We start from the raw sequence: 14,859 nt of genomic DNA, 5'->3' as shown, positions 1-14,859 counted from the left end.
AACTTCTAACAGACCAATATCTCCATCCTCGCGACGGTATATAACATTCGTACTGCTGTCCTCAGCTTAGCAACAAATTCTTAATCTAAGCAAATTTTTTTATTCCTGCATGGCATAACCAACACCGCGAACGGTTTTGATATAGCTTGGCTGCCCTTCTACATCAATTTTACTGCGCAGATAACGAATATAAACATCTACAACGTTGGTCTCTGTTGCACTCTCGTACTTCCAGACACGCTCCAGCAGCTGCTCACGGCTCATGACCTTATTGCTGCCCATCAGGGTCACCAGTAGATCGTACTCCCGCCGCGTCAGCGCAATAACTTCCTCGCCACGGTAAACTGTGTGATTTTTAACATCCACTCGCAGATTCCTGTAAGAGGTCGGAATTTTTAAGAGGCTGCAGTGCTGATCGATAAAGTCACGCCCGCGGAAAATGATGGAGACACGCTCCACTAAGTCACTGATAATGAAAGGCTTGACCACATAGGAAACGGCAAAATGCTGGATTGCTTCCTGCTGATCTGCAATCTCTTCGCGACTAGCCAGAACGATAATGACGGACGCTGGCTTAATCAAGCTCAGCTGCTGAGCAAAATCGCTGGCAGTCATATCTTGAAGATCATAGTTGAGCAGGAGTAAGTCATAATCCACATCTTTGGCCAAAGTCAGTCCCTCTTGGCCAGTCTCAGCTAAATCTACAAGAAAGCTTTCCTTCTGCAGTTCCAAACTCACAAATCGGGCAAGATTTTTTTCATTTTCTACTAGTAAAATTCGCTTTGCCATAGGCCTATCCTATTTTTCGTCGTACCAAGAATAGTGGTAGGTACCTTCTTTGTCTTTACGGTTGTATGTATGAGCACCAAAGTAATCACGCTGTGCCTGAATCAGGTTCGCTGGCAGATTTTCCGAACGGTAGCTATCAAAGTAAGCAATGGCACTGGAGAAGGTTGGTACTGGTACACCTGCTTGCACAGCCAAGCTGACAACATCACGAACTGCCTGCTGATACTTAGCCGTAATATCCATGAAGTATTCATCTAAGAGCAGGTTTGCAAGGTCAGCATCACGGCCATATGCGTCTGTAATTTTTTGCAGGAAGCGGGCACGGATGATACAGCCAGCACGCCAGATAGAAGCAATCTCACCAAACGGCAGATTCCAGTTGTTTTCCTTAGAAGCTACACGCAGCTGAGCAAATCCTTGAGCATAAGACATGATTTTTGAGAAGTAAAGAGCCTGGCGGATCTTTTCAATCAACTCTGCCTTGTCTCCCTCAAAGGTGAATGCAGCTGGTTTTGGCAATACCTTGCTAGCAGCCATACGCTCATCTTTATAGGTAGAAATGTAACGTGCAAAGACTGACTCAGTAATCAATGGTAGTGGCACACCTAAATCCAGTGAAGATTGACTGGTCCACTTACCAGTTCCCTTATTGCCAGCCGCATCCAGAATATAGTCAACGATTGGGCCAGCTTGACCTTCATCGTCCTTGCGTGTCAAGATATCCGCTGTAATCTCAATTAGATAGCTGTCCAGCTCGCCTTTGTTCCACTCTGTGAAGATGTCTGCCATTTCACTAGCTGAAAGCCCCAGCAAGTGCTGCATAAGGTCATAACTTTCAGCGATAAGCTGCATATCTCCGTATTCAATCCCGTTATGGACCATTTTTACATAGTGACCAGCACCATCAGGACCGATATAGGTCACACACGGTGCACCGTCTTCAGGAGCTTTAGCAGAGATTTCTTCCAAGACATCCGCTACCAGCTCATAAGCTTCTTTTTGACCACCTGGCATGATAGACGGTCCTTCCAATGCGCCCTTTTCACCACCGGAAACACCTGTACCGATGAAGTTGATACCAGAGTTAGCCAACTCTTCATTACGGCGAATAGTATCTTTGTAGAAAGTATTCCCGCCGTCAATCAAGATATCGCCCTTGTCCAAGTGAGGGAGCAGCGCCTGAATAGTCGCGTCTGTACCAGGACCAGCTTGAACCATCAGCATAATCCGACGTGGTTTTTCGATAGAGTTCACAAAAGACTCCACATCATAGCTTGGCACAAAGTTTTTCTCAGGATGAGAGGCAATGACGTCCTCTGTCTTATTTGCTGAGCGGTTATAAATGGCAACTGTATAGCCACGAGATTCGATATTTAGGGCAAGGTTACGGCCCATAACAGCCATACCAACAACACCAAAATTTGCTTTAGTCATTATGTTCTCCTATAGTTTGTTTGTCTTATTTTATCATTTTTAAGGCTTAAAAGAAAGTATTAAGTCGGTAAGAGAATAACTAGAGAATACAAATAATAGTTAGTATTCATCTAGCTTGAGTATACAACCTGTCAGTTTTCATCGTATTTTCTAATCAATTTATTCGATAAAGTATTCTAACTAATACTTAGATAAAATATCATAAGAAACAAAAATATAATTAAAAAATTACTAGAAAAGACAAATCGTTGATATCGATTTGTCTTTTCTTTTATTTTTTATCAGTATCAAGATTTGCAGCTTCAATAACCGGTTGCTCATCTTGTTTTAGCTTGTTAACAGTCATATTAACACCAAGAGCTCCTGCTAGGAGTTGGCGGATATCGAAGCCTGCACCTTGCGACACTTGGTCAATACTCTGCATGATGTCGCCAACCATCTTAGAAGCATTGCCTTCACCATACATAGTGATTTTGTCCACTTTAGTAAGCGGCTCTGCTACAGCACGGGCAATTTCTGGCAGTTTGTCTACAATCATCTCAGTAATCGCAGCTTCCTGCATCTTCTTCATGGCCTCTGCTTTTTTATCCAAACCTTCTGCTTCGGCTTCTAGCTTAAGACGAATCGCTTCCGCTTCAGCACGTCCTTTAGCTTCAATAGCTTCGGCTTCTTGCAGTTGCGCAAACTTTTCAGCCTCGGCTTGAGCCTTGCGAGCTTCGGCTTCTTTTTGTGTTTCAAAGAGTTCTGCCTCGGCTTGACGTTGACGCTCAATCAATTGTGCTTCCGCCGCTTGTTGGCGAGAGTATTTTTCAGCCTCAGCCTGTTTGCGGATGTTAGCATCCAGTTCTTGCTCCCGGACCTTAACTTCACGTTCCTTGACTTCAGCTTCCTTCTCTTGCTTCATGATATTAGCTTCAGCGGCCACGCGCTCTTGCTCACGACGCTGAATTTCTGCCTCGATCCCTTTGGCTGCATCAGCCTTAGCTTGCGCAATATCTGCTTCCTGCTTGAGGGCTGCTTGTTTCAGTTTCAACTCATTTTGCTTTTGAGCGATTTCTAAGTCAGCGGCTACTCGCTTGTCGTTAGCCAATTTGTCTTGCTCAGCTTCTACTTCCTTGCGCTCACGTTCCGCTTTAGCCTTTGCGATTAAGGCATCTTTTTTGATGGTTTCAACATTTTCGATACCGAGATTATCAATCACACCACCTTCGTCAGAGAAAGATTGAACTGTAAAGGCAATGACTTCCAATCCCATTTTAGCTAAATCCGGAGCTACGTTATCCTGCACTTTTGAGGCAAATTCCTGACGGTCATTGACCATCTTACGTAATTCCATCTGACCAATTACTTCCCGAAGATTTCCTTCCAAGACATCTTGAACAGAGTTAGAAATATCTGTTGTATTCCAATTAAGGAAGTTTTCTGCTGCACGAGCAATCATTTCATCGGTCGTTCCGATTTTCAGCTTAACAGCTGCATCAGCACGTACATTGATAAAGTCAAGAGTCGGTACTGCTTCAGATGTGCGAACATCTGTTGAGAACTGCTCAATATCCAAATAAGAGCGCTGCTCTACAAAAGGAATCATAAATCCAGCTTTACCGCGAAGGTGACGCTGTTTACGAAGACCTGTAATTACAACTACTTCGTTAGGGCGTGCGTTAACATAGCCTTTCACTAAAAGTACAACAAGTACAACCAAACCAATAATTACTGGAATCAACCAGGTTGGAAAGAAAAATGTATCCATTAAATCTCCTTTTATAAGACAATTTCCATTGTCTATTTCTTTTTTACTTAGTATAACAAATTATTTCAAATTCTCAAATCATTTTCACAATTTTTACAAGATTTATTCATCAAACAGTCCTTGCAAACCGGCGAAAGGATTGTTCTTCTCTTTTTGAGCTTCCTGGGCAGCGGCGAATTCTTCTTCTGTCATAACCTGCCAGTCCTGACCAGACAGAAAGCCTTGGCCAGCTTCTTCCTCAGCTGTTAGGATTTTCAGCGGGATATTCATCAGGATATTATCAGCCACACTCTCAGCTATATTAATCTCGCCATTTTCAATCGGTAGCACCAAGTCCTGATCAATCAGTTCCTGCGATGCAGCCTGTCCTTCTTCCATGAAAATTTCGTTGACTAGATAAGACTCCTTGAGTTCCACTGGCTCCATGCTACGACTGGACGTCAAGGTAATGGTATAAGACAAGTCATAATCCAGAAAATAGAGACCATCTTCATATTGAACCTTTCCTTTGGCTACAATATCCTGAACATCTAAAATCTCAGGATTGCGCTCTTTCAACTCCTCTGCCAAGTCTAGCTTTTTCTCAAAAGCTAGACCATCTGGATTCTTCCGAATTTCTTGAATATGCAACATAAGTTCCTCTTTGTTTTTTTCTTTATATTATATCATGTTTGGGCGCTACGATGTTATTGAAAATTATTTTGTTATAATAAAATTCAAGGAGGGAAGAAAATGAAACATCTAGGACAGGTTTTTAGATTTTTTCGAGAGGCAAGGCACATCTCTTTATCCGAAGCGACTGGCGGAGAATTTTCAAAATCTATGCTCTCTCGCTTTGAAAATGGGCAGAGCGAACTTTCGGCACAGAAATTTTTTAGCGCTCTCAGCGCCATTCACACGGAAACGGAAGAATTTACCGTTGCAGCCGGCATCCAGGATCATCATTCTCATAAGGAACTCTTAAGCCAAATTCAAGACCTGTTGCAAGCCAATCAGCTTGACCTCTTAGAAAAACTTTATCTGAAAAAAGAAAAAGTCACTCAAAAAAGCAAGCGCGCTAATGATTGGGTTGAACGCCTGATTGTAAAGGCCTATCTCTGTGCCCTTAAGGAGTCAGAGAAGGCCAGCCCAGGCGAGCTGGATTTCCTCCATGATTACCTCTTTTCAGTTGATATTTGGGGGCGCTACGAACTCAATCTCTTCTCTATCTGTACCCCGGTTTTATCTCTAGACTTGTTTTCCCAATACACCAAAGAAATCCTCTCAAGAAAGGATTTTGCTACCTTATTTGCCAACAACCGCAACACCCTGCACACTACCTTTCTTAATGGCTATCTTCTGGCCATCAGTCAGGAAAATATCACTCAGGCAGACTATTTCCAACAAGTCATTGAGCGACACTTTTATGAAGAAAATGAGACTTACTTCCGAATTGTCTATCTCTTTGCTCAGGGAGAGTTGATCTGTTTGAAAGGGCAAACAGAGGAGGGACTCACTCAAATGAAGCAAGCTGTCGATATTTTCCGAACCTTGAACTGTCAGCATAGCGCTGACTACTATCAAGAAGCCCTTGATACTGCTTTTCAAAAATATAGTAAATAACGCAAATCTCCACTTTTAAGCTCAGCGATGTTGAGTTGGAAAGTGGTTTTTTTGATGCAAAATACACTCCAACTTACTAATTTTAACAATCGCACCCAAAAATCGTTGAATATACGCAACATTTCCTGCTGCTTAGATTTTCTATTTTATACTAAAAGCAGAAAGAGCTAGCGCAAGTCACTTTCAGAATTTTACCACTTACTTATGAGACCTAACCAGTTGCCGAAAAGCCCTTGTTTTTGGCTTTAAACGGTCTATAATGGTCATCGGAAAGAGAAAAAACAAAAGCTAGATTACAGATGCACCTAATCAGCTTTTATACAATCTAGCAGTTTAGAAAAGGAGTCTACGATGAAATTATTTTTTAAAAATGGGGTCTATGCCTCACTCAGCCTTTCCCGAATCTTCAACACCTTGGGAGCTTCTATTTTCAATATTGTTTTTGTGGTATTTGCTTCCAGCATGCCCAATCCCAAGTTTGCTATTGCTGTGGCTAATTTTATCGTCCTGGTTCCGACATTCTTTACTATCTTTGCTGGTATCAAAGCTGATAAGACCGTTCATAAAGCTCGTTGGCTGATTCATTTTGGTTATCTTCAAGCCCTGCTCTTTGTCCTTGTTGCCTTCATGACTCGATCCAGCTCTTATCTAGCCTTTTCAGCCGTCTGCTTGATAAATATTCTTTCAGATATCATCAGCGATTACCGCAGCGGCCTGCAAATGCCGATTTTAAAAAAGAATGTTCCAGAGAAAGACCTTATGGAAGCCTTCTCTTTTACCCAGCTTATCAGCTTTCTCTGTAGCCTGGCCGGACAAGCTTTGGGAGTTTGGCTCCTGACCGTCAGCCAGCAAGACTTTTTCTTAGTTGCTTTGGTTAACGCCTTAACCTTTCTCCTATCCTCCACCATCCTCTACCTAGTCCGCCGCCGATTGACCCATGACCCCGTCGTAATTTCTGAGAAAAACGCTCCTCTGAAAGAAGAATTGAAGAAAATGTACACATCGTCTAAGCTGATCTTTGATCAGGAAGGTTCTAGCAATTTTCTCAAACTGTTGGCTCAAATCCTGATCGTAAACGCTATGGCAGGTTCTCTTATAGCTCTTTATAATCTCTACTTGCTGGATAACCCCATCTTCCAGCTGTCCTTTAGTCAGTCTCTCTTGGTTCTTCAGACCACTCTTGTCCTAGCCATAATCGCAGCCAGCCTGACGCCCAACGATTACTTTAGCCGCCTATCGCTTAATCAACTAACCCTCTGGGCTGCTCTCACAATGATTCTGCTTGCTGTCAGCAATTTCTTGCATCTGCCTGTTTTCGTCGGCATTGCTTTTGGATTTTTACTAGCTTATATCTCCGGTAAGATCAATCCCAAAATCAACACCCTCTTACTGAGCAAATTGCCTTCTGATGTTCTCGCTCAGACTTCCAGCTTTCTGAGTCTGCTCTTTTCTTTCTCTGTTCCCTTTGGTACTATGGTCTTCAGCAGCCTAGCCCTCTGGAATATGAACGCTAGCTGGCTCATCTTCAGCATTATCGGTGTGATTGCTCTGCTCCTATCTATCGAAAAGAAGAAAGATGTTAAAGAAATGTGATAGATCAATCTTGTTTCTACATTTGTTTTCCTAGAAGACAGCAAAAAACGATAACTTCCAAATAAGAAGTTATCGTTTTTGTGTGTTAGAAAGCTAAAGATTAAATTTCATTTAGCCTATTCTATTGCTATTAGTTCCAGCCGAAGCGTCTGCCTCTACCATTGCGGTCAAAGTACATCCAACTTCCATCTTCTAGCTGAATCCATTTATTGCGCGCCATTTCTCCTGAATTGGCATCAAAGTAACGATTAGCATCATTGACATAGACAATCTTACCTTTGACTTGCTTGCCATTTTGGTCGAAGTAAAGGGTTTGTTGGCCAATCTGCTGCAAACCTGTCACTGCTTTACCAGACTGATCGAAGTAGTACCATTCGTTCTTGGCACCTTCAACAAACTTGTTGGATGCCATTTCTCCTGAGTTGGCATCGAAGTAACGGATCGTTTTATCAGACAGAGTTACTACTTGACCCTTGACTTGCTTACCATTTTGGTCGAAATAAAGGGTTTGTTGACCAATCTTCTGAAGACCTGTCACTGCTTTACCAGACTGATCAAAGTAATACCATTCGTTCTTGGCACCTTCTGCAAACTTACCGACTGCCATTTCTCCTGAATTAGCATCGAAGTAACGGATAGATTTATCAGCCAGAGTTACTACTTTACCTTTGACTTGCTTGCCATCTTGGTCAAAGTAAAGGGTTTGTTGGCCAATCTTCTGTAGACCTGTCACTGCTTTACCAGCTTGATCGAAGTAATACCATTCATTCTTAGATCCTTCTGCAAACTTGCCGACTGCCATTTCTCCTGAATTAGCATCGAAGTAACGGATACTCTTGTCTGCAAGTGTCACGATTTTACCCTTGACTTGCTTGCCATCTTGGTCGAAGTAAAGTGTTTGCTGGCCAAGTTTTTGAAGACCTGTTACTGCAACACCATCTGCTCCGAAATAGTACCAGTCACTTGGATTATCACCTTGGGCAAAGCGGTTAGCAGCAGCATTACCTGAATCCTTATCAAAGTAACGCAGTTTACCATCTTTGGCACGCACAACCTTGCCTTTGACTTGGTAGCCGTTTTGGTCGAAGAATTGCTGATTGCCGCCCATGGTTACCAGACCTCTAGCCATGACACCCTTGGCATCAAAGTAACGCCAGTTTTGACCGTCAGTAGTATAGTAACGGTTGAGAACTTGAGCGCCAGTCTTATCGTAGTAGTACTGATTGCCGTTTTCATCTTCACGGAGAGTGTCTCGTAGCTGAATACCATTCTTGAGGAAATAAACTTGCTTGCCATCAATTTCATGAGCACCTGTTGCTAAATAACCTCGTTTATCGAAGTAATACCAATTTCCATTTTCATCTTGGATAAAGGAATTTCTAGCTTGATAGCCACTAGTTGAATAGTACTTAGTACCACTAGCATCACTAACAAATCCTGTGTAGGCATTCTTATTAACTAATTGTTTAGGCAGTACCATCTCACCATTCTTGTTGTTGAGATATTCGTTGCTAGCCCAGTCCTTAAGAACATAGTAAGCTCCGCGTCCTAAGATATTGGTACCGTTGAAGTGTTTAGCTGACCACTTGGTAATCTTCTCATCAGTCGTCATCCTTTGACCGTTGGAAATCTGTACTCGTTCAAAGATTTCTGGATATTTAGCTTTGAGTTCATCCAAGAAGGCTCCACCATACTTGCCTTGATAGTCTGTACCATTCGTTTTAGTATTGGCAACGTAAAGATTTTCCTTGATTTCTGCGCCTTCACGGTAGGTTCCGTAGTTGTTGACACGAGTGGCTGTTACCACTTCTTTACCTGGCAGGTTGTAGATTTGGTCTGGCACCCAGTCCGCAATGGCTTGGATATTGACACTGTGAAGAGCACGGAGAGCATTGAGCAGGTCATCTAAAGAACCATATTTATTGTTCTTGCTCATTGCCATATCATAGCGATCTTCAAAGGCATAACCATTTTGGATGATAGAATCTAGGAAAGTACCATCTTGACTAGATACATACTGAGGCGGCAGCTCAAATGAAGTCACTCCCCATTCCTTGAAGAGGTTGACATTTTTAGCAATGACTTTATTGGTATACTGGTCATCGCGAGTTGCAAAGTCTTGGAAATTAGAGAAGCCTTCGTAAATCAGCTGTGAATCAAGAGCGGGACTAGATTCATAAACCTGACCGCTAGCATTTTTCTTCTTGCTAGCTGTTACACGAGCATCCTGATCTGCCTTAGCACCAACTGGTACCCAAACAGCCAGATAACCAGAAACTTGGACATTGCTGTAGCCTGCGATATCATTCATATCAAAGGTCAAAATACCATTAGCATCTGTCTTCTTCCAGAGGGATTGCGGCACTTCTTCGTCAGTTAGATAGCGGGAAATGCCATCTTTTGTCGTCAAGAGCACAGGACGGTAGTATTGATTCTTATGGGCTGCTCCCATATTGACTTGCAGTTTATCCCATACATTTAACTTGAGGTTAGGGTTGTTAGAAGCAATAACAGCCATCCCTTGGGTACGAGTTTCTGCTGTTCCTTCATCTGTTGCTTCGTTAGCACCAGTACCGTAACGAACAGAAGTCAAAATACCATTGTAAGACCATTTATCAGCCTCACGAGGGACACCCATATAGGTGACTTTCATGTCCTGACCACCAGCTACATACTTAATCCGAGCACGCAACAGGGCATCAATAGCGTCGTGGTAAGGAGATTTTTTCTCCATATATTGACCGTCATCTGTGTAGAGATCACCATAGTAGACCCGAGTGATAGAGTCTTTATTGGAGAGCATAAGTGCATGGGCAGTTGGAATGTTAAACTGCGTATACTTCTTGTCGGCCTTTCGCATATCTTCGTTGTAGATCTTGAAGGCTTGCTTAAGCTCATCCATGGTAAAGGTTAAACCATCCGTATTTGGATTGATATTTTCTCGAATGATGTCGGCAATAACGGTCTGCACTTCACTGTCATGAGCCCGAACAAAGATATAGTTGGCCATCCGCTCGCCATTTTTCTTTTCAGTAGAACGGTCATTCAGACTATTCGTAATCGTTGGCTCTACACCGCTACGGATAGAGAGCTTACGCATGAAAGAATAAAGTAAGGACAAGCGCAGCTTGTTATCAATTGCCAGTTGTGCACCCTTGGTGTCTTTGTTGTAGTCAGGGTCGTTGTCAGACCAAGCTTCCAAGATAGACAGATGCTTGATGGCTTTTTCTTCACTTTCTCCAACCTTGTAATGAGATTTGAAATAGTCAGAGGCAATCTGAAGCAAGTCCGCATTGACATTATCCACTGCGTCAACCCGGACTCCGTCAAAGTTAGCAGTTGGATCATTGGCCACGATACTTCCGAAGTTCATCATATAGTGGAGCCAGTTAAGCTGCTCAGCCTGAACAGCTGGATTAGAGTTGTCAAAGTCGTTAGCGAGCAAGAACTCATAACCACCGTTTGACTTGTCAATGAAGTACTTAGGTGTCCCAGTTTGATTGGTAGGTGTGCGGTTCAGGATGCGGTACTTAGAATTAGCATGAGAAGTCTTCTCACTATTGGTATAAAGCAGAGCTCCGCCTTGCAAGTGGTCTTTATTAGTACCAGTTGTTTCAGACTCTGTCTTGATATTCCAGTTTGGCTGAGTTTTGACAAATGATCCCATCAGTGTTCTCAGCCATTTAGTATCGCCTTCTTTACCGATTCTTTCTTCAATTTTGCGCTGAACCTGCTGAGAAGCACCTGTCAGGATAGCTTGTTCTACTTTGTTTTCAAAAGCTCCTGCTCCCAGACCTTGCTGGTTCATATAGTTGAGATAGCTTACCTGCGTTTGCTTATCGGGCCACCAAGCCATCAGAAGCGGACGTAGGTCTGTTTCAGTTGATGCTGTCCATGTTTTTCCGTCTTTCAAGATGAACTTTGGACGATACCAACTATCTGCTGTCAGGTAGCCGTCTATTGTTTCGACATCCTTGTCCGTTGTACCATAAAAAGCATTCTTTTGAGTGAATTCATTATTGAGACTGCTAGTCCCTTGCTGGAATTGATACTCAGCTGAATCAATCAATGCTCCAGTCTCTGCATCGAAATAAAGAATTTTTCCATTGAGCTCAACAGCGAAATTCTTTTTAACTGTACCATCTTCCTGAACATAGTATTTCTTACCATCAATCGTCTTGATGTGAGATAAGACATCATCATCATGCTCAGTATTAACAGGCGCAGCTTGGGCTTGAGCAGCCACCATTCTTTCAGCTATCGCTCCCTGTCTGTGATCCGGTTCTGGCAAGCGATCTTTCTTTGCAACCTTTGGATTTGCAACAATCTTGTCTGTAACAGTCTTCTTTGCTTGTTTGTCAGCAGTTGCTGGACTTGCTTGTCTATCCTGATCAGCTGCTTCTGGTTTAGCAGTTTCTGATGTTGCATTAGCTGCTTTTGCTTCTTCAGCAACGGCTGCCTTTTCTGTAGTTGCTGCTTCTGCTACTGCCGGCTTAGCTGGCTCTTGAGCATCTGTTTGAGCCGCTGCTTCCGTATTTGCTGCAGTTTCAACAGTTTTTTCACTGGCTACAGCAGCATCAGTCACCTTGTCTGCAGAAGTTGCTTTTTCTGCTTCCAGCGGAGAAGCTGAGTTAGCTTGTACTTGAACCGGCTGCCCAGAACTGCTATCCTGAGCTGCAGCTGGTTCTTGAACTGCCACCTGCTTAACATCATCAGCGTGGACAAGACCTGCTTCGAGACCAAGTACTTTTGGTGCTACGATAAGTGCTAAGGTAGTCACACCGATGGCTACCCAGTTCTTCTTAACTTTATGCATCTTATAATGAATTTTTTTCTCCATCATAAAACCTCCTTCTGAATTTGGTATAAAGTTATACTCTTATTCTAGTATATTTTTAGAAATGAGTCTATTTTGTTTGCACATCTGCAACTGTGAACGGCAAATTCTTTCAAACTGAGCTTTGAGCTTCTGGGCAACACCGAAGGAATCTAAGAATTCCAAGAAAGATAAACACTCCTCAATATCACTCAGAGCATGGCTATTTCCAACCTTGTAGGAATAAAGAGCCCTATGATACTTAATCAGCATCCGTTCATAGAGATCTGTCTCAGGGATTTTAGAATGATCAAGATAATTGAGGAATCTCATAGCAACCTGCAAATGGTTTCCCTCTATGCAGACGCTGATAACATTAAGCAGCATCTTAATAATACGCCGGCGGTTCTCTGGTAGGTCATTATAAAACTGGGTTCGATTAATCATCTCACTAGCAAAGGTTTCCAGTGTTTCCAAGGTCAGTAGATCGACACTATTAGTAAAGAGCCAGAGCTCATAACGTCCCCACTCCTCGACGGAAAAGAGATAATCGGTCAGAAATTCTATATCTTTCTTGCTAATCTGAAAATCTGGACTGCAGGAAGACAATACTGCTCTAACAACAATTGTATTGAGCCTATAGTTCTTCTTCTCAGGGAACTTTTCAGCCAAAGCTTCTGAGCTAGCCAAAATACTTTGGAGCTTGACGACATTGTTTTCCTGATAAGCATCAGCTACTTTTTTTGAGAAAAGCGCATCATCTGCCTCAATGTAGTTATGGTAAACATACTGGAACTCGTCTAGAGAAACAGCCATATTCTTCAAGCAGCAATAGAAAGAATCAAGCGTGATACCGCTGACTCCCCGCTCAAAACGGGACAATTGAGCCACTGAAATATCTCCGGCCGCCGCTTCTTTAAGAGACATGTTTTTTGATTCTCTAATGACTTTGAAAATTTTTCCAAATGTTTTCAACATACCGAACCCCCGGTTTCATATATGCAATAAAATATTTTACTAAATTTAATATACTAGTAATATATTTCTGTTTTGTTACAAAAAAACTACTTTGTATTTCTAAATGATACAAATAGATTAACTTGAATAATAAAATAACTCAATATAGTGATTTTTTCTGAAAATTTTATGGTTTTCAAGAAAATGCTAATTTTACAAGAAAGTCAGGAGGGTTCAACCTGACAACTTGAAAACACTGACTTTTTCAAACCTAGCCTCCTTACTTATACAAAAATAAACTTGGATAATCTAAGGTTTATAGATGACTGACATAAAACTGTAACAAAATCTAAACGAATATCTTTTAGACATGAATGAAAGGAAGTAAAATGAATCTGCCTAATGAACTAAAATAGATTTGACTAAAAAAAGAGGGAATAGAATCATAAAATTCCCCCTCTTCTATTCCTTTCTGTATCAATCAGGCCAATCAACCATGTGGTCATACCCTTCGTCTATGGAATAGCCTATACTACCGCGATAAGAGTATTCTAGCAATGATACTGACCCTTCAGTCAAGTCTTGGTCACTGTCGTTCTTATTTAATTGGACTAACTTTCCGTCCTTGACTTTGGCAAAAAATTGCTTTTTGCTAGTAACATTATCCTTGTCTGTCTCCTCTATCTCAAAGACATAGTTTCCTGTCTGAAAGAGGGAATAGTCCATATCATGCAAGAATTTTTCTCCTGAATCTGAAGCAAAGAGTCTTTGCTTCAGATTCAGCTCAATTCTAATACTGATCCAAACATCTTCTTTTTCTAGCAATTTCTCATCAGTAATATCAAAGAGAGAATTTAACTTGAAATCTTTTTCCTCAAAGCTCTTGGGTTTTGAGCGCTTAGGATTAGTTATGTACTCTACAGAAACCTCTGTATTACCATAATGAGGAATGATATTAACACTCTCATCTATATTATCTAGACTTTTTTCTACATTTTCTTTCGTTTTGATTAGATTTTCTTGACTATTTTCCTTTTGGAGAATAACTCGCAGGATGGGAGAAGGTGTTGTTTTCGGATCAATAAACGCAGCTTCTTCAATGCCTCCTGCCTTATTGACTCGAACTTCTTCATAAAAAGAATGCTTGCCAATAGTTACTTTAAATTTCCCGATTGGGTATATATCATTAAAGTCTGGATTATTCGAATCTTCTTCCCCGTATCCACTCGGTACAGTCTCTACCTTAGCATCCATATCCCGCTTTTTGTACTCCTGCTCCAAGCTGCTAAGAACTCGGCTGGTTCGTGTTAGTTGGGGAATGATAGGCTGAAAAAAAGCTACAACCATGAGCAAAGTTAGCATGCCATTAACCACATGCCCTGCCCAGAGCAGTGCCTTCTTTCTTTGTCCTTTGAGTCCATACCGAGCGTAAAGATAGCTAAGGAAAGACAAAATCGAGCATAGTGGCACAACCCCTATCAACCAGCGATAAGGTTCTATGGTTCGCGTATCTTTCAAAGCAGAGATGAATGGAAATAGCTGAAGCAACAGAGTCAGAATTAAACTGATTGGAGCCAGATGAAGCGAGTCCTTGCTTGTCTTTATACTCTGAATCAGCGAACGAAAGCTCAAAATCAGATAAATAAATAGATAGATCAGAACAACAAACTTAAAAATCATACTAAACATCATAAAATGCATTAATATGCTTGTCTTGCCTGAACTCAGAAATTCTATAGTAGATAGCATTAGAACTATAACTGCATAGCCACCCAAAGGGGCTATTATTATAGAAAGAATCCAATTAACAATATAAAAAATTGCAAATAAATCTTTAGAGGCTTTTAGTTTTTTCATTACATTTCCTATTTACTATATTATTCGTCTATCATTATAGCATAAACAATAAAAAAACTGA

General features: G+C 41.6%; 9 protein-coding genes and 1 pseudogene. 2 read left to right on the top strand and 8 right to left on the bottom strand.

Annotated elements, in window-relative coordinates; all coding sequences use genetic code 11:
• The 5 genes and pseudogenes from HMPREF9380_RS11700 to HMPREF9380_RS08055 form a co-directional block, all read right to left on the bottom strand.
• Positions 1–63: pseudogene (locus tag HMPREF9380_RS11700) on the bottom strand (ribosome hibernation-promoting factor, HPF/YfiA family); the annotation flags it as partial.
• A gap of 36 nt (positions 64–99) precedes the next feature.
• Entirely contained in the window at positions 100–789 is a 690-nt protein-coding gene (locus tag HMPREF9380_RS08040; protein WP_002932504.1) for a response regulator transcription factor, read from the bottom strand.
• A gap of 9 nt (positions 790–798) precedes the next feature.
• A complete protein-coding gene (gene gndA, locus HMPREF9380_RS08045; protein WP_002932501.1) occupies positions 799–2,223 on the bottom strand; it encodes an NADP-dependent phosphogluconate dehydrogenase in 1,425 nt (474 codons plus the stop codon).
• A 271-nt stretch (positions 2,224–2,494) separates the two neighbouring features.
• On the bottom strand, positions 2,495–3,973 hold the full coding sequence (locus HMPREF9380_RS08050; RefSeq protein ID WP_002932494.1) for a flotillin family protein: 1,479 nt from the start codon (positions 3,971–3,973) through the stop codon (positions 2,495–2,497).
• 102 nt (positions 3,974–4,075) lie between these two features.
• Positions 4,076–4,606: a YceD family protein gene (locus HMPREF9380_RS08055; protein WP_002900960.1), complete on the bottom strand. Its 531-nt coding sequence runs from the start codon at positions 4,604–4,606 to the stop codon at positions 4,076–4,078.
• Between the two features lie 99 nt (positions 4,607–4,705).
• On the opposite strand from HMPREF9380_RS08055, the gene HMPREF9380_RS08060 reads away from it, so the two are divergent.
• Both HMPREF9380_RS08060 and HMPREF9380_RS08065 read left to right on the top strand, forming a co-directional pair.
• Positions 4,706–5,575 carry an Rgg/GadR/MutR family transcriptional regulator gene (locus HMPREF9380_RS08060; RefSeq protein ID WP_002932493.1) on the top strand — a complete coding sequence of 290 codons (870 nt, stop codon included), beginning with the start codon at positions 4,706–4,708 and terminating at the stop codon, positions 5,573–5,575.
• Positions 5,576–5,926: 351 nt separating this feature from the next.
• On the top strand, positions 5,927–7,168 hold the full coding sequence (locus tag HMPREF9380_RS08065) for an MFS transporter (RefSeq protein WP_002932488.1): 1,242 nt from the start codon (positions 5,927–5,929) through the stop codon (positions 7,166–7,168).
• A gap of 130 nt (positions 7,169–7,298) precedes the next feature.
• Here HMPREF9380_RS08065 and HMPREF9380_RS08070 read toward each other — a convergent pair whose 3' ends face one another.
• From HMPREF9380_RS08070 to HMPREF9380_RS08080, 3 genes are all read right to left on the bottom strand, one after another.
• Positions 7,299–12,011 (bottom strand): glycoside hydrolase family 70 protein, encoded by a 4,713-nt coding sequence (locus HMPREF9380_RS08070; protein WP_002932487.1) that lies wholly within the window; start codon positions 12,009–12,011, stop codon positions 7,299–7,301.
• A 36-nt stretch (positions 12,012–12,047) separates the two neighbouring features.
• Positions 12,048–12,962, bottom strand: a complete 915-nt coding sequence (locus HMPREF9380_RS08075) for a helix-turn-helix domain-containing protein (RefSeq protein ID WP_002932486.1) — start codon at positions 12,960–12,962, stop codon at positions 12,048–12,050.
• 456 nt (positions 12,963–13,418) lie between these two features.
• Positions 13,419–14,798 (bottom strand): ABC transporter permease, encoded by a 1,380-nt coding sequence (locus HMPREF9380_RS08080; RefSeq protein WP_002932484.1) that lies wholly within the window; start codon positions 14,796–14,798, stop codon positions 13,419–13,421.
• Positions 14,799–14,859: the final 61 nt, after the last annotated feature.

The organism is Streptococcus sanguinis SK49 (genome assembly GCF_000212815.1).
Lineage (GTDB): Bacteria > Bacillota > Bacilli > Lactobacillales > Streptococcaceae > Streptococcus > Streptococcus sanguinis_C.
This window is presented reverse-complemented; position numbering and strand designations above follow the sequence as displayed.

Excerpts from the sequence above, each read along its gene's own strand:
- HMPREF9380_RS08040 (WP_002932504.1), bottom strand. The coding sequence starts at position 789 with ATGGCAAAGCGAATTTTACTAGTAGAAAATGAAAAAAATCTTGCCCGA.
- gndA (WP_002932501.1), bottom strand. The coding sequence starts at position 2,223 with ATGACTAAAGCAAATTTTGGTGTTGTTGGTATGGCTGTTATGGGCCGT.
- HMPREF9380_RS08050 (WP_002932494.1), bottom strand. The coding sequence starts at position 3,973 with ATGGATACATTTTTCTTTCCAACCTGGTTGATTCCAGTAATTATTGGT.
- HMPREF9380_RS08055 (WP_002900960.1), bottom strand. The coding sequence starts at position 4,606 with ATGTTGCATATTCAAGAAATTCGGAAGAATCCAGATGGTCTAGCTTTT.
- HMPREF9380_RS08060 (WP_002932493.1), top strand. The coding sequence starts at position 4,706 with ATGAAACATCTAGGACAGGTTTTTAGATTTTTTCGAGAGGCAAGGCAC.
- HMPREF9380_RS08065 (WP_002932488.1), top strand. The coding sequence starts at position 5,927 with ATGAAATTATTTTTTAAAAATGGGGTCTATGCCTCACTCAGCCTTTCC.
- HMPREF9380_RS08070 (WP_002932487.1), bottom strand. The coding sequence starts at position 12,011 with ATGATGGAGAAAAAAATTCATTATAAGATGCATAAAGTTAAGAAGAAC.
- HMPREF9380_RS08075 (WP_002932486.1), bottom strand. The coding sequence starts at position 12,962 with ATGTTGAAAACATTTGGAAAAATTTTCAAAGTCATTAGAGAATCAAAA.
- HMPREF9380_RS08080 (WP_002932484.1), bottom strand. The coding sequence starts at position 14,798 with ATGAAAAAACTAAAAGCCTCTAAAGATTTATTTGCAATTTTTTATATT.